Genomic DNA, 17,532 nt, shown 5'->3' on the forward strand with positions numbered 1-17,532 from the left:
TCATGGACGGGACGGCGCACGATGGAGCACACGCCGGTCGCGCGCGAGGCTCCCGCCCGCCAAGTACGCGGGGGCTCGTCGGCGGCGGTAGGACCGGGTGCGCTGTCAGTCGAGTTCGCCTCTGGCTTCCAGGCGTTGCCAGAAGGCTCGCATCATCCGTTCGTCGACCTCGGGCAGGACGATGTCGAGTTGCTCCAGGGTGTGCAGGGTTCGGGCGTTGGTGTACGTATCGGGCGGGAGGTGGGCCGCATCGCCGAGAGTGTCCTCGAACTGCTGGAAGACGTTCAGGTACGGCAGGAATGGCAGGGGACGGCCGTCCTCGGCGGCCCGGCCGAGGCGGCGGAGCCAGTCCGGGACGGGTACCGGCTTCGACCGGGTGCCGCGCCATGCGTCGAAGACACGGACGAAGGCATCCACGCCGGTCTGCCGGGGGTGGTGCAGATGGTGGACGGCCGGGGTGTTGTCGGCCAGGGCGAGGGTTACCAGGGCGCGGGCCGCGATGTCGGCGGGCAGGAGGTCGGCTCGTACGGCCGCGCCCTCCGGGTGGCAGCCGAGGGCGACGCAGGTGGTCAGGAGGCGGCAGAACATGTCGTCGGCGTTGACGGCGCCGTGCTGCGACTCCGCCCAGATCCGGCCGAGTCGGTATACGCGGGCGGACACGCCGCGGGCGATGGCCTGTTGCACCATCAGGTCGGCCACCCACTTGCTCGCCACATAGCCGTCGGCGGACGTGTGCCGTGCGTCCTCGATCGGGGAGTCCTCCGTGAGCAGGCGCGGCCCGGCGGCACTACCGAAGATTCCCAGCGTGGAGATGTGGTGGAAACGCTTGGGGACGCCCTCGGCGGCGAGCCGCAGCAGGGTCCGGGTGCCTTCCACGTTGGCCGCCTTCAGGCGCTCGTACCCGGACAGGTGGTGCACGTGTGCACCCGCGTGCACGATCGTATCCACCTGGTCCCGCAGCCCCGCCCAGCGGGCGGCGCCGATGCCGAGTCCGTCGTGCGCGAGGTCGCCGGGCACGATGTGCACGCGCCCGGCGTCGGCATCGGTACCGACGTCGATGCCGTACGAGTCCAGCACGGCGGACAGGCGTACACGTCCCGCCTGTTCCGAGGCCGCGTCCGCGCGCACGAGGCAGTGCACCTGCGCGTCGGTCTGTGCGAGGAGCTCGCGCAGCAGGAAGGCGCCGACGAATCCGGTGGCTCCGGTGAGCAGTACGTGCCGCGGTGCCGCGCCGAAGCCTCCGGCGTCCGGGAAGCGCAGTTCGGGTGCGAGCCGCGCCTCCGAACGGGGCACCACGGCGGGGGCGTCGGCCGCCCGGCCCGCCGCCGCGTTCTCGACGAGCCCGGCGAGGCCGGCGGGGTTCGGCGCGGCAAGGAAGTCCCGCACTTGGACGCGCACACCGAGTTCGGCGTCAACGCGCGCGAACAGGCGCATCATCAGCAGCGAATGACCGCCCAGCGCGGTGAAGTCGTCGTCGACACCGACCCGTTCCACGCCCAGTACCTCCGCGAACAGTGCGCACAGCGTCTCCTCGTGCGCGGTCCGCGGCGCCCGGTACGCCCCGGCGTCGGCGCCGAGGTCCGGAGCGGGCAGCGCGGCCCGGTCCAACTTGCCGTTCGGGGTCAGCGGGAGCCGGTCCAAGGCCACGAAGGCCGACGGGACCATGAAGCCGGGCAGCTTGCCGGACATGAACGCCCGCAGGGCACCGGTGTCGACGCGTTCTCCGGTCACATAGGCGACCAGGTGCTTCCCGGTGGGCGCGTCCCGGGCGATGACGGCTGCCTGCCGGATGTCGGGATGTGTGCCGAGGGCGGATTCGACCTCGCCGGGTTCGACGCGGAAGCCGCGGATCTTGATCTGGCTGTCGGTGCGGCCCGAGTACTCCAGGTGTCCGTCCTCGTGCCGGCGAGCGAGGTCGCCGGTGCGGTACATGCGCGAGCCCGGCGGACCGTACGGGTCGGCCACGAAGCGCTCGGCGGTCGCTCCCGGGCGAGCGTGATAGCCGCGGGCCAACTGCCCGGCGACGTACAACTCGCCGACGACACCCGTGGGAACGGGCCTCAGCCCGGGACCGAGCACGTAGGCGCGCATGCCGGACAACGGAGTACCGATGGGCGCGCTGCCGCCGGCGGTGCGGGTGCCATCAGTGCTGCGGGTGCCGAAGGTGGTCGCGTAGAAGGACTCCGTCTGGCCGTAGGCATTGACCACCCGCACACCCGGGAACGCCTGCCGCGCTCGCTCGACCAGCGTCGACGGTAGGGCTTCGCCTGCGAAGACGAGCGTGTCGACGGTGGTGGTGTGGGTGATCCGGTCGAGGAGTTCGGCGAAGGCGGAGGGGACGGTGCTGATCACCGCACCGTGCCAATCGTCGCGTTCGGCCAGTTCGAGGACGTCCCGGGCGAGGTCGAGGGTGCCGCCGTGGCAGAGGGTGGTGAAGATCTCGAAGACGGATACGTCGAAGTTGACCGAGGTTGCGGCCAGGACACGGGAGCCCGGGCGGATCCCGGTCCGGTCGGCGAGGTGGCGGATGCCGTTGCCGACGGTGGCGTGGTCCAGGAGCACGCCCTTGGGAGTGCCGGTGGAGCCGGAGGTGTACATCACGTACGCCAAGGAACCCGGCTCGTAGCGGTCGGCCGGGTGCGCCAGGTCCGGGTCCGCCGGGTCCGCCGCCGGGTCCCCGGCGAGGTCGAGGCCATCCAGGTGAAGGATCACGCCCCCCGTGTCCGCGAGCAGGTCCGCCGTCACGGTGTCGGTGAGAATCAGCGCGGGATCGGCGTCCCGGAGGATGAACTCCAGGCGGGCGCCCGGGTATTCGGGGTCGATCGGCAGATACGCGGCGCCCGCCTTGAGGACCGCCAGCAGGGCCACGATCAGGTCGGGAGTGCGGGGCAGGGACACCGCCACCACCGTCTCCGGACCCGTCCCACGGGACAGCAGTTCCCTGGCGAGGCGGTTGGCGCGGGCATTCAGGTCCGTGTACGACAGACGGCCGCCGCCATGAAGCAGCGCCGTGGCGTCCGGCGTGGCCGCCGCCTGCCGCTCGAAGAGCTCGGGCAGCGTAGTAGCCGCCGGGATCACCCGATCCGCCGTGTCGTCGAGACCACGCAGGAAATGGTCGCGGTCCCCCGGCGCCAGGACGTCGACCCGGGCCACCGGCGCGTCGGGGGCGGTCAGCACGAGCCGCAGAACGTCCGCCAGGCGCCCCGCGATGTGCTCGACCGCGCCCCGGTCGAACGCGGACGGCCGGTACTGAAGCAACAGCCGCAGATACGGGTCCGCACCCGCCATCAGCGTCAGCGGATAGTGGGTCCCGGTGAACGGGCGCAGACCCGTAAAGGCAATCCCGGCCCCCACGGCCTCAGCCCCAGCCACCGCCCCAGCACCAACACCGACCCCGCCCTCAACCTCAACCTCAACCTCGCCCTCGCCCTCGCCCTCGCCCTCGCCCTCGCCCTCGCCCTCGCCCTCATCAACCGGATACGACTGAAACACCACCAACGTGTCGAAAAGCTCCGTCGAACCGTTAGCCCGCTGGATGTCCGCCAACCCGTGGTGGTGATGGTCCAGCAGCGCGGCCTGCCGCTCCTGAAGCGTGGTCAGCACCCGCGCGAACGACCACCCCGGGAGGCAAAGCACGCGTACCGGCAGGGTGTTGATGAACAGGCCGACCATCGACTCGACGCCGACAACCGCGGGCGGGCGTCCGGAGACCGTGGCCCCGAAGACCACGTCGTCCCGGCCGGTCAGCCCGGCCAGCAGCACCGCCCACGCGCCCTGGACCAGCGTATTCACGGTCACGCCCAACTCGGCGGCGCGCCGGGACAGCGCCCGGGCCTCCTCGGCGGACAGCGCCACGTCGACCTGCCCGATGCCGCTCCCGTCGGCGGTGCCCCGGCCGGGCGCAAGCAGCGTGGGCCCGTCGAGTCCCGCCAACTCGCCCGCCCACGCGGCGGCCGACGCGGCCGCGTCCCGGCGGGAGAGCCAGTGCACGAACTCCCGGTAGCCCCGCGCCCGGGGCAGCGACGACGCGTCGCCGGACGTGTCGTACAGCCGCAGCAGGTCCCGCATCAGGATCGGGAACGACCAGCCGTCGAACAGGATGTGATGGGCCGTCAGGACCAGTTCGAAGCGTTCGTCCGCCATCCGTACGAGCGTCATCCGCAGGAGCGGCGGCACGGCCGGGTCGAAGGCCGCGGCGTGGTCGTCCGCCAGGAACCGGGCGAGCGCCGCCTGCCGCTCCTGCGCCGGCAAGGCGCTCAGGTCGAGTTCCCGCCACGGCAACACGACCCGTCCCGGCACGAGTTGCACCGGCTCGCCGTCGACCGCGTCGACGAACGCGGCCCGCAGGTTCGGGTACCGGTCCAGCAGGGCCTGGCCCGCCGCACGCATCCGGGCCGGGTCCACGCGGCCGGACACGTGGAAGGCCAGTTGCATCCGGTAGGCGTCGAACGTGCCGTCGCCGAGGAAGGAGTGGAACAACAGCCCGGACTGGAGGGACGTCAGCGGCCAGGCGTCGGCCAGGTCGGGGAAGCGCTCCTCCCACACCTCGATCTGGCGCTGGTCCACCGGCAGCAGCGGCAGGTCGGAAGGCGTGAGCCCGCCCGCGCCGGTGCCCGACGCGTGCGTGGCGAGCGCTTCGAGTGCCTGGCGCCACAGGTCCGCCAACTCCTCGACCGCCGCGCGTGACAACACGCCTGCGGGAGCGCCGAGGGTGGCGTCCAGCCGGGTGCCGTCGGCGGTGTCGACGGCCACCGCGGTGATCTCCAGCGTGGCCGCCACGGGCATGTCCGGGTCGAGGTCGGCGGTCAGACCCGCCAGTTCGGGTGCCGGGGCGAAGCCCAGGTGCCGCAGGTCGTCGGGCATGTCGGCGGCCGAGAAGCGACCCAGGTAGTTGAAGCTGATCTGCCCTGCGGGGTACCGGGCGAGGCCGGCCGCGGTGTCGGGGTTGAGGTAACGGAGCAGGCCGTAGCCGAGGCCCTTGTCGGGCACGGCGAGCAGTCGCTCCTTGACGGCCTTCACGAGCGCCCCGGCGGCCGGCCCGCCGGCGAACGCCTCGTCGAGGTCCACTCCCGCGGTGTCCAGCCGCACCGGGAAGAGTGTGGTGAACCAGCCCACGGTGCGTGACAGTTCGGCTCCCGGTACCGCGTCCTCTTCGCGACCGTGCCCCTCGAGCCTGATCAGTGTGGACGGTTCGTCGATGCCGCGGGCGTGTCGCCAACGGGCCACGGCCAGGGCCAGCGCGGCCAGGAGACCGTCGTTGACGCCGCCGTGGAACGCGGCCGGGAGGGTGGTCAGGAGCGTGTCGGTCACCGTCGCCGGAAGTCGCAGCGACACGCGCTCCACCGTGGACTCCACATCCAGCACGGGATCCGGCTCACGCGTGCCGAGCAGCGGATCGACGCCCGTCAACACGCCCTGCCAGAACGCGAGTTCGGCGGTACGCTCGGGTCGCCGCGCGTCGTCCGCCAGCGCGTGCGCCCAGCGCCGCACGGACGTGCCGACCGGTGCCGGCTCCGGCACCCGGCCCGCGCGCACCTGTTGCCAGGCGGCCGCGAGGTCGGGGAGCAGGATGCGCCACGAGACCCCGTCCACCACCAGGTGGTGCAGCACGACGAGCAGCCGCCCGGGGTCGCCGGACGTCGACTCGACCCACACGAACTGCGCCATCACCCCCACGCCCGGATCGAGCCGCCCGGCCGCCGCGGTGAGCTCCGCCGCGGCGAACCGCCGCCACGCCTGGTCCTCCCACCGGCCCGCCCACTCCACGCGGCGGACCAGGGCAGGCACGTCGACCGAGCCGGGCGGGGCGATCCACAACTGCGCACTGTCGTCGTCGTTCACCAGCCGCGACCGCAGCACGTCGTGCCGGTCGAACACGGCACGCAGCGTCGCCGCCAGCCCGTCCGCGTCCACGTCCCCCGGCAGCCGCAGCGCGACCGACATCGCGAACCGGTCGAAGCCCGCGCCCAGGTCGCGGATGCACGCGGCGATCGGCAACAGTGGCATGCTTCCCGTCCCGCCGCCCGGGAGTTCGTCGAGCACCGCACCGCCGCCGGGGCCCGCCGCCGCGGCCACGCGTGCGAGTTCGGCGACCGTCCGGCACTGGAAGACCTGACGCGGGGTGATCTCCACGCCCGCGGCCCGCGCCCGGGACACCACCTGAATGGACCGGATGCTGTCGCCGCCCACGGCGAAGAAGTCGTCGTCGAGACCGACCCGTTCCAGGCCGAGCACCTGCGCGTACACGTCGGCGACGATGCGTTCGAGCCCCGAGCCCGGCGCCCGGTAGCGGCCGCCGGTGAACTCCGGCTCGGGCAGCGCCGACCGGTCCGGCTTCCCGTTCGGGGCGAGCGGGAGCCGGTCCAGCACCAGGAAGTGCGAGGGCACCATGTACTCCGGCAACTGCCTCGCCACATGGGCTCGCAGCTCACGCACCGAGACCCGGGCCGTCAGGTCGATGTCCACGTCGCCCACGCTCTCGACGCGATCGGCGTTGTGCCGCGCCCCGATCGGGACGACGTAGGCGACCAGTTGCACCGTGCCGGCGTGCTCGTGGGCCACAACGACCGCCTGGGTGAGGGCGGGGTGCCCGGCGAGCACGGACTCGATCTCGCCGGGCTCGATGCGCAGGCCGCGCACCTTGAGTTGGGTGTCGGCGCGGCCCGCGTATTCCAGGTGTCCGTCGCGGTTGTGGCGGGCCAGATCGCCGGTGCGGTACATCCGGGAGCCGGGCGGGCCGTACGGGTCCGCGACGAAGCGTTCGGCGGTCGCCCCCGGGCGGGCGTGATAGCCGCGGGCGATCGGTCCGGCGACGTACAGCTCACCGACCGCGCCGACGGGCATGGGTGTCAGACCCGGGCCGAGGACGTAGGTGCGCATGTTCGGCAGGGGGGTGCCGATGGGTGTGCTGCCGCTCCGGGGCCCGGCCTCGTCGACCGTGAACGTGGTGGCGTAGAAGGACTCCGTCTGACCGTAGGCGTTGATCACGCGGACGCCCTGAAGCGTCTGCCGTACGCGGTCCACCAGCGTCGAGGGCAGCGCCTCGCCCGCAAACACCAGCGTCTCGACGACGGTCGTGCCCGCGATGTCGTCGAGGAGCTCGGCGAACACGGACGGGACGGCGCAAAGCACGCCGCCGGGCCGGCCGCCGCGCTCGCCGACGGCCAGGACGTCGCGGACGACGTCGAGCGTGCCGCCGTGGCACAGGGTGGCGAAGATTTCGAAGACGGACACGTCGAAGTTGATCGACGTCGCCGCCAGGACGCGGGTGCCCGCGCCGATGCCGGTCCGTACGGCGAGTTGCCGCAGGCCGTTGACCAGCGCGTGGTGGGTGAGGGCGACGCCCTTGGGCGTGCCGGTGGAGCCGGAGGTGTACATCACGTATGCCAGGGATCCGGGGCCCGATCGGTCCCCGACGGCCAGGTCGTGCTCCGGCCGCGCCGCGAGGTCGAACAGGTCCAGCCGCACGATCGGGGCCGTGGCCGTCGTCGGGAGCACGTCCGCCGTCGACGCGTCGGCGAGGATCAGTTCGGGGTCCGCCTCGCGCAGGATGAGGCCGAGGCGCTCGCTCGGGTACGTGGGGTCGATCGGCAGGTACGCGGCGCCCGCCTTGAGGACGGCGACCAAGGCCACGACTAGGTCGGCGGAGCGGGGCAGGGAGACGGCGACCAGGCTCTCCGGGCGCACGCCCCGGGACAGCAGCTCCCGGGCGAGGCGGTCGGCGCGGTCGTTCAGGTCCGCGTACGAGAGCCGTTCGCCCCCGCAGACCAGCGCCGTCGCGTCCGGCGTGGCCGCCGCCTGCCGCTCGAACAGGCCCGGCACGGTCGGCTCGGGAACGGGGGCGGTGGTCGCCGCCCCGCTCAACCGGCCGTGCAGCAGTTCCCGTTCGGACGGCTCCAGTACGTCCACCGCGGCGACCGGCATCCCGGGGTCCGCGACGACCTGCCGCAACACTCGCGCGAAACGGTCCGCGAGGCGCGCCGCGGTGTCCCGGTCGAACAGGTCGGTGGCGTACTCGATCAGGCCCCGCACCTCCCGGCCCTCGGCGCCGTCGACCGCCGCGAGGTTGACGAACAGGTCGAATTTGGCGGTGCCGGTGCCGGTCGGCACGGGCGTGGCGCGCAGGCCCGGCAGGTCGAGGTCCGCCCGGTCGATGTTCTGCCAGGCCAGCATCACCTGGAACAGCGCGTGGTGCGCCGTCGACCGCTCCGGGTTGAGCAGTTCCACCAGGCGCTCGAAGGGCGCGTCCTGGTGGTCGTACGCGGCCAGCGCCTTGTCCCGGACCCGGTCCAGCAGTTCGGCGAACGTGGGGCGGCCCGACAGGTCCGCGCGCAGCACCCACGTGTTGACGAAGAATCCGATCAGGCCCTCGAGGGCGGCATCGGTGCGGCCCGCGATCGGCGAGCCGATGGGGATGTCGTCTCCGGCCCCCATCTGGTGCAGCAGCACCGCGAGCGCCGCCTGCAGCATCATCGCGACCGTCGCCCCGTGCTCGTGTGCCAGCGCCTCGACGGCCGCCAGGAGCCTGGCGTCGAGAGTGATCTCGACCTGGTCGCCGCGGTGGCTCGCCACCGCCGGGCGCGGCCGGTCGACCGGCAGGCGCAGCGGCTGCGGGACGTTTGCCAGTTCGGCCCTCCAATACGCCAGCTGGCCTGCCAGGATGCTGGTCGGGTCGTCCGCGTCCCCGAGCAGGTCGTGCTGCCACAGCGCGTAGTCGGCGTACTGGACCGGGAGCGGTGCGAACTGCGGCGTGCGGCCGGCGTGCCGGGCGATGTAGGCGGCGGAGAACTCGCCCAGCAGCGGCGCCATCGACTGGCCGTCACCGGCGATGTGATGCAGCACCAGGCACAGGATGTGGTCCGTGGCATCGCGGCGCAGCAGGACGGCCCGCAGCGGAATCTCCGCGCCGAGGTCGAAGGGCCGCCGGGCCACCTCGTCCGCGGCGGCCGACACCCGTGGGCCGCTCACCGCCACGACCGGCACGTCCAGACGGGCCGCGTCGACGGGCAGCACCACCTGGTACGGCGTGCCGTCGCCGCCCTGCGCGAACACCGTGCGCAGGCTCTCGTGCCGGGCCACCACGTCCCGCAGCGCCGCGGTCAGCGCGACCACGTCCAGGTCGCCGGTCAGTCGCAGCGTCAGCGGAATGTTGTACGTCGCCGACGGGCCCTCGAACCGGTCGATGAACCACAATCGGCGCTGCGCGTACGACAGCGGCACCTTGCGGGTGCGGGTCGGCCGGTCCCCCGGCGACGCCCGGACGTCCGGGCCCTTGCCCAGTTTCCCTGCCAGTTCGGCGACCGTGGGGGCGTCGAACACCGTGCGGATCGGTAGTTCCACGCCGAGGTGTGCGCGGATCCGCCCGGTCAGCCGGGTGGCGAGCAGCGAATGCCCGCCCAGGGTGAAGAAGTTGTCGTCGACACCGACCCGTTCCACCTCCAGGACCTGGGCGAAGAGGTCCGCCAGGGCCTTCTCCCGTGACGTGCTCGGGGCCCGGTGGGTTCCGCCGTCGAGCTTGGGGTCGGGCAGGGCGTTGTGGTCGAGCTTGCCGTTGGGGGTGAGCGGCAGCCGATCGAGGACGACGAACGCCGACGGCACCATGAACTCGGGCAGTCGGGCCGCGACGTACGCGCGCAGAGCCGTGACGTCGACGGTGTCGGCCGGGGTGTCGGCCGGGGTGTCGGCCATGATCACGTACGCGAGCAGACGGGTGCCGCCGGCGACCGAGTCTCGGGCGATGACGGCCGCCTGTCGCACGTGCGGATGCGCGGTGAGGGCGGCCTCGACCTCGCCGGATTCGATCCGGAATCCGCGCACCTTGACCTGGGTGTCGGTGCGGCCCGCGTACTCCAGGTTTCCGTCCTCGTGCCGCCGGGCCAGGTCGCCGGTGCGGTACATCCGGGAGCCGGGCGGACCGTAGGGGTCGGCCACGAAGCGCTCGGCGGTTTGGGCCGCCCGGCCGAGATAGCCACGGGCCAACTCCCCGGCGACGTAAAGCTCCCCCACGATGCCCGCCGGCGCCGGGGTGAGGCCGGAACCCAGCACGTAGGCGCGCATGTTGGGCAGCGGGGTGCCGATCGGCATGCTGCTCGGGCCCGCGCCCTTGCCGGTGTCGTCGACCATGCGGGTGGTGACGTAGAAGGACTCCGTCTGGCCGTACGCGTTGACGATCCGGACACCGGGGAAGGCCGCGCGTGCGCGCCGCACGAGCGCGGCGGGCAGTGCCTCGCCCGCGAAGACCAGGGTCTTCACGGATGTCTTGTGGCGGATCCGGTCGAGGAGTTCGGCGAAGGCGGAGGGCACGGTACTGATCACCCCACCGTGCCAATCGTCGCGTTCGGCCAGTTCCAGGACGTCCCGGGCGAGGTCGAGGGTGCCGCCGTGGCAGAGGGCGGTGAAGATCTCGAAGACGGAGACGTCGAAGTTGACCGAGGTTGCGGCCAGGACGCGGGAGCCCGCGGTGATGCCGGTGCGATCGGCGAGGTGGCGGATGCCGTTGACGACGGTGGCGTGGTCCAGGAGCACGCCCTTGGGCGTGCCGGTGGAGCCCGACGTGTACATCACGTACGCCAACGCGCGCGGCCCCGGACGTTCCCTCTCGGTGGGGTTGGTCGTCGGATGCTCGTCGAGGTCGACGGTGTCCAGGAGCAGGACGGGCGCGTCGGTGGCGGGCAGCACGTCCGCGGTCGCCGTGTCGGTGAGGACCAGGGCGGGCGCGGCGTCGCGCAGGATGAGGTCCAGGCGGTCGCCGGGGTATGCGGGGTCGATCGGAAGGTAGGCGGCGCCCGCCTTGAGGACGGCCAGCAGGCCGACGACCAGGTCGGTGGAGCGAGGCAGCGACACGGCCACCACGCGCTCCGGGCCCGCTCCCCGGGAGATCAACTCCCGGGCCAGGCGGTCGGCTCGGGCTCCGATCCGGGCGTATGTCGCCGAAGTGCCGTCGTGGAGCACCGCTACGGCGTCCGGGGTCGCCGCCGCCTGCCGTTCGAACAGGTCCGCCACCGTCGCCTCCGACACCGGGGCGACCGGCGCCGCGCCACTCGATGTGCCGAGCAGCAGGGCGCGTTCGTGCGCCGCCAGGATGTCGACCGAGCCGACCGGGGCCTGCGGGTCGGCCGCGATCCGGCGCAGGACGCGCAGGAAGCGGTCCGCGAGCGTGTGCGCGGCGGACGGTTCGAGGAGGGCGTGCCGGTAGTGGAGGGAGAGTCGCGGGTGCGGGTTGGCCTCCGCCATGACGGTCAGCGGGTAGTGGGTGCCCGTCACGGGACGGATGCCGGTGATCTCGATGCCCGCGGCGGTGTGTGCCTCGGCGATGCCGGCGCGGTGCACGGGGTACGACTCGAAGACCACCAGGGTGTCGAAGAGGGCCGACAGGCCGAGCATGCGGTGCAGGTCCGCCAGGCCCTGGTGATGGTGGTCGAGCAGCGCGGCCTGCCGCCCCTGGAGCGTGGTCAGGACCTGCGCGAGAGGTGTGCCGGGAGTGCAGTGCACCCGTACGGGAACGGTGTTGATGAACAGGCCGAGCATCGTGTCGGCGCCCTGCACCTGCGGCGGGCGGCCCGACACGGTCGCGCCGAACACCACGTCCTGACGGCCTGTCAACTGCCCGAGCAGGACCGCCCACGCCCCCTGTACGAGGGTGTTGACGGTGACGCCGAGTTCGACAGCGCGCCGGGACAACTCCCGGGCCTCGTCCGGGGACAGGTCGACCTCGACCCGCCCGATGCCCGTGCGGTCGGCCGCGCGCCGGTCGCCGGGGCCGGACACGGCATTCGGCAGGAGCAGGGTGGGCTCGCGCACACCGTCCAGCTCCGCCGCCCAGGCGCGGGCGGTCGCGTCCTTGTCCTGCCGGTCCAGCCAGCGCAGGAAGTCCCGGAACGGGCGCGGACGCGGTAGCGCCGACGGGTCGCCTCCGCAGGCGTACAGGCGGAGCAGTTCGCTCAGCAGGAGCGGCAACGACCAGCCGTCGAACAGCACGTGTGCGGCGGTCAGGACCAGGTCCGAGCGCAGCTCGCCGGTGCGGATCAACGACATCCGCAGCAGTGGTGGTGTGCCGGGCGTGAAGGCGGCGGCCTGGTCGTCGGCGAGGAAGCCGGCCACGGCCTCGTCCCGCCCCCGCTCCGACAGCGCCCTGAAGTCGATCTCCCGCCACGGGAGTTCGACGCCTTCCGGGCTGATGACCTGGACCTGGCTGCCCACGGCGTCGGTCGTGAACGCCGCGCGCAGGTTCGCGTGTCGATCCAGCAGGGCCTGTCCGGCGGCACGCATCCGGTCCGCGTCGACATGCCCGGACACATGGCACGTCAGCTGCATCCGGTACGGGTCCCGGGCGTGGCCCTCGAACTCCGTGTGGAACAGCAGGCCCGACTGGAGGGGCGTGAGCGGCCAGACGTCCACCAGACCGGGGTAGCGGCGCTCCCACCCGTCGATGTCCGCCTGCGTGGCCGCGACCAGAGGCAGATCCGTCGGGGTGAGCCCGCCCGCGTCCGGGTCGTCCGCGTGCCGGGCCAGTGCTTCGAGCGCGGTCCGCCACAGTCCGGCGAGTTCGCTGACGTCGGCGCGGTCGAGCACGCCGGGCGGGTAGCCGAAGTCCGCCTCCAGACGGGCCCCGGCACCGGTGTCGAGGACCGCCGCGTTGATCTCCAGGGTGGACATGGCGGGGATGTCCATGGTGCGCGGAGCGGTCGGGGCGCCGACCGTGGTGAAGCCCAGGCCGCGCAGGCCCTCGGGCATGTCCGTGACCGCGAAGTGGCCCAGGTAGTTGAAGCCGATCTGCCCTTCGCGGTACCGGCCGAGCTCGGCCCCGGCCTCCGGGTTCAGGTGGCGCAGCAGGCCGTAGCCGAGGCCCTTGTCGGGCAGGGCGCGCAGCCGTTCCTTGACGTCCTTGACGAGCGCGCCGGCGGCCGGGCCGCCCGCGAGGGCCTCGTCCGGGTCGTGGCCCGCGACGTCGAGGCGGATCGGGAACACGGTGGTGAACCAGCCCACCGCACGCGAGAGGTCGGCGCCCGGCAGCGCGCTCTCCTCGCGCCCGTGCCCCTCCAGCTTGACCAGCGTCGCGGACGCGTGCACACCGCGGTCGCGGCGCCAACGCGCGACCGCCAGTGCCAGGGCCGCGAGCAGTCCGTCGTTCACCCCGCCGCGGTATGCGGCCGGGAGTGTGGTGAGCAGCGACGCGGTCGCCTCGGCGGACAGGCCGATCCGCAGGTGTTCGAGCGCGGAGCGGGTGTCCACCTCGGGGTCGAGGTCCCGCGCGCCCAACAGCGGATCGGGGCCGTCGAGAATCGCCCGCCACAGGGGCAGTTCGGCCAGCCGCTCGGCGGTGTGCGCCTCGCGGGCGAGGGCACGCGCCCACCGGCCCGGCGTGGTGCCCGCCCCGGGCAGCCGCGGTGTGTCGCCGTCGCGCACCTGTGCCCAGGCGGCGGCCAGGTCCGGCAGTAGCACACGCCAGGACACGCCGTCGACCACCAGGTGGTGCAGCACGATGAGCAGCCGCCCCCGCGCCCGGGGGTCCGCGGCCCGCTTCGTGGGCGAGGGGTCGAACCAGACGAATCGGGCCATCACCCCGTCGCGCGGGTCGAGACGGTCGGCCGCCGACTCCAGTTCGTCCCCGAGCAGTTCCTCCCAGGCGGCCCGGTCGCCGGGACCCTCCCACGGTGTGCGGCGCAGCACGGCGGTCACGTCGAGGCGGGCCGGATCCTCGACCAGGAGAACCGACTGGTGCCCGCCGTCGCCGGGCCGGGCCGCGTCGGCGGGGGCGACGGTGGCCGGGGCGTCGGCGAGCCGTGCCCGCAGCATGGGGTGGTGCGCGCACACGGCGGCGAGCGTCGCGTGCAGACCCGCCTCGTCGATGCCCTCGGGCAGTTCCACGGCCAGTGCCATCGCGAACCGCTCGTACCCGCCGCCCGCGTCGAGCAGATGCCGCGCGATCGGCGGCAGTGGTACGACCGAGTCGTCGCCGGCGTACTCGTCGTTCCCGACGACGCCTTCGGCCGCGGCGACCGTGGTCGCGGCCTCGGCGAGCGCCGCCGGCGTCCGGCATTCGAAGATCAGCTTCGGGGTGATGTCGACGTCCTTGGCCCGGGCTCGCGCGACCACCTGGAGCGAGCGGATGCTGTCGCCACCCGTCGCGAAGAAGTCGTCGTCGAGCCCCACCCGTTCCAGGCCCAGGACCTCGGCGAACACCGCGGCGAGCACTTTCTCGCGCGCGGTGCGCGGCGCCCGGTACGCGCCGCCGAGCACCTCCGGCTCGGGCAGTGCCGCCCGATCGACCTTGCCGTTCGGGCCGAGCGGAAGCCGGTCGAGGACCACGAACGACGACGGCACCATGAAGTCCGGCAGCCGTCGGGCCAGGGCGGCCCGCAGTTCCCGGGCGTCGATCCCGGCCAGCAGGTCGACGGAGTCCGCCCGCACGGCCCGGTCCTCGGGCACCACGTACGCGACGAGTTGCCGGCCCCCGGCCGTGTCCCGGGCGACGACCACCGCGCGGGCGACCTGGGGGTGTGCGGTGAGGGCGGCCTCCACCTCGCCGGGTTCGATGCGGAAGCCACGCACCTTCACCTGGTCGTCGGCACGGCCCGCGTAGTGCAGTTGCCCGTCGGGGGTCCGGCGGGCGAGGTCGCCGGTGCGGTACATCCGCGCGCCGGCCGGTCCGAACGGGTCGGCGACGAAGCGCTCGGCGGTCGCTCGCGGGCGGCGGTGGTAACCGCGCGCGATGTGTCCGGCGACGTACAGCTCGCCCACCGCGCCGACCGGGACGGGCGCGAGCCCGGAGCCCAGGACGTAGGCGCGCATGTTGCCGATCGGAGCGCCCAGCGCCGTGCTGCCGGTGTCCGGCCCGCCGTCGGCGGCGAGGGTGGCGCCGTCGACGGTGAACGCGGTGGCGTAGAACGACTCCGTCTGGCCGTACGCGTTGACGATCCGGACACCGGGGAAGGCCGCACGGGCGCGCCGTACCAGCGCGGTGGGCAGGGCCTCGCCCGCGAACACCAGCGTCCGCACGGCGGTCGTGTCGGCGATCTCGTCGAGGATTTCGGCGAAGACGGAGGGCACGGTGCTGATCACATCGCCGTGCCGGCCGCCGTCCTCGGCGAGCGCGAGCACGTCCCGGACGACGTCGACGGTGCCGCCCGCGGCGAGCGTCGTGAGGATCTCGAAGACGGACACGTCGAAGTTGATCGACGTTCCCGCCGGCATGCGGGTGTGCTCGTCGACGCCCACGGCGGCGGCGAGTCGCGTGATGCCGTTGACGACGGTGGCGTGGGTGACGACGGCGCCCTTCGGGGTCCCCGTCGACCCCGAGGTGTACATGACGTACGCGGCGTGGTCCGGGCGCGGCGCCGTGCGGGCCGGCGTCGGCGCGCCGTCGGAGCCGTCGGGCACGTCGTCGAGGAACAGCCGGGGGATGTCGGAGTCCGGCAGGACGGCCGCGGCCTGCGCGTCCGTCAGGAGCAGCCGCGGCCGGGCGTCGGCGAGCACGAAGTCCAGCCGCGCGCTCGGGTGGCGCGGGTCGAGCGGCAGGTAGGCGCCGCCCGCCTTGAGGATGCCGAGCAGGCCCACGACCAGTTCGGCCGAGCGTGGCAGGGCGAGGCCGACCAGGGTCTCCGGGCCGACGCCGCGCCGCGCCAGCTCCCGTGCGAGCCGGTCGGCGGCGGCGTCGAGTTCCCGGTAGGTGTACGAGGTGTCGCCGCCGACGACGGCGACCGATTGCGGGCATCGCGCGGCGCGCCGCTCGAAGAGGGCGGGCAGGGTCGCGTCCGGGACGGGCGCGGCCGTGTCGTTGAAGCGCCGCAGGACCAGTTCCCGCTCGTCCTCGTCCAGCAGGTCGACCGAGCCGATCCGCCGGTCGGGGTCGGCGCACAGCCGCGCCACCACGCGCGTGTAGCGGTCGGCCAGGGTCCGGGCCGTCCGCGCGTCGAACAGGTCGGTGGCGTACTCCAAGTGGCCGACGACGCCCCGTCCGGGCAGGTCGATGACGTTGAAGAACAGGTCGAACTTCGCGGTCGTGGTCGGCGGCCACACGTGCCGCACGTCGAGCCCCGGCAGGGCGAAGTCCGGGAGGGTGAAGTTCTGCCAGGCGAACATGACCTGGAACAGCGGTGCGTAGGCCGTGGACCGCTCGGGGTTGAGGGCCTCCACCAGGCGCTCGAACGGCACGTCCTGGTGGTCGTAGGCCGCGAGGGACGTGTCCTGTACCCGCTCGATGAATCCGGTGAAGGTGGGGTTGCCCGACAGGTCGGCGCGCAGCACCCAGGTGTTGACGAAGAAGCCGACGAGGTCGGCCAGTTGCTCGTCGGTGCGGCCCGCGATCGGCGAGCCGATGGTGAGGTCGTCGCCGCCGCCGAGTCCGTGCAGGAGCACGGCGAGGGCCGCTTGGAGCACCATCGCCACCGTCGCCCCGCGGGCGTTCGCCAGATGCTCGACGGCGGCCATCACGTCCGCGTCGAGGGTGAACTCCACATCGGCGCCGCGGTGGCCGGCCCGCGGTGGGCGCGGCCGGTCGGTGGGCAGCGCGAGGGGCTGCGGGACGCCCGCCAGGGCCGTGCGCCAGTACTCGACCTGGACCGACTGGAGGCTGTGCGGATCGTCCTCGGCGCCGAGCAGGTCGTACTGCCACAGCGTGTAGTCCGTGTACTGGATGGGCAGTTCCGCCCAGTCGGGGGCCCGGCCGGCCAGGCGTGCGGTGTAGGCGGCGGCCAGGTCGCGGGCCAGCGGCACCAGGGACACGCCGTCGCACGCGATGTGGTGGAAGAGCAGCAGGAGAACGTGCTCCCGGGGACCGCAGCGGAACAGCGTCGCCCGGATCGGTACCTGCGTGGTCAGGTCGAACGGGCGCGCGCCGGCCCGCGTCAGCGCGTCGGTGAGCCCCTCCTTCGGCACGTCCACCACCGGCAGCGCGACGAAGGCGTCGTCGGCCGGCAGCACCCGCTGGAACGGCACGCCCGTGTCGTCCTCGCCGATCAACGTACGCAGGCTCTCGTGCCGCGCCACCACGTCGCCGAGCGCCCGCCGCAGCGCCGCCGCGTCCAGCGTGCCCGAAAGGCGCAGCGGGAAGGCGGCGTTGTAGGTCGCCGACGGGCCCTCGAACCGGTCGATGAACCACATGCGGCGCTGCGCGAACGACAGCGGCACGGTGCCGCTCCGCGGCGCGTCCGGGGTCGGTTCCCGTTCCGGCCACGGGTCTGCCTGCGTGGCGGAATCGCCGAACGAACGCAATGCGACCATCCCCCAGGTGAAGCGTGCCGTGCTGGGCCCGACGGCGTCGGCACGGGGGATGCGCGGCTGTGTCGGACCCGCTCCCGCCCGCCCCCCGAGAGCGGTGAACGGCCGCTCTCCGGGACCAGTCAACGGACCGGAAGCACCCGGTGTCCAGACAAGTACGGCCGGTGGCAGCAAAAGGGCCCGGGTCGGGTCCGCGCGGGGCGAAACAGGGCGGCGCCGTCGGGTTCGCGGGCGCCGAACCGGTCCACTGCCACCGCGACCACACGCCGCGCGCCGCCTCGCCGGTGGGGCCGCGCAAGCGTTCGGAGGTGTCCC

The 17,532-nt window shown here is 73.4% G+C and carries 1 protein-coding gene; it reads right to left on the reverse strand.

All coding sequences use genetic code 11. From position 1 onward, the window contains the following. Positions 1-105: 105 nt before the first annotated feature. Positions 106-17,127, reverse strand: coding sequence for an amino acid adenylation domain-containing protein (locus OG948_RS03115; RefSeq protein ID WP_406293626.1), 17,022 nt, complete (start codon positions 17,125-17,127; stop codon positions 106-108). Positions 17,128-17,532 lie beyond the last annotated feature (405 nt).

The sequence above is a fragment of the Embleya sp. NBC_00888 genome, from assembly GCF_045207655.1.
Lineage (GTDB): Bacteria > Actinomycetota > Actinomycetes > Streptomycetales > Streptomycetaceae > Embleya.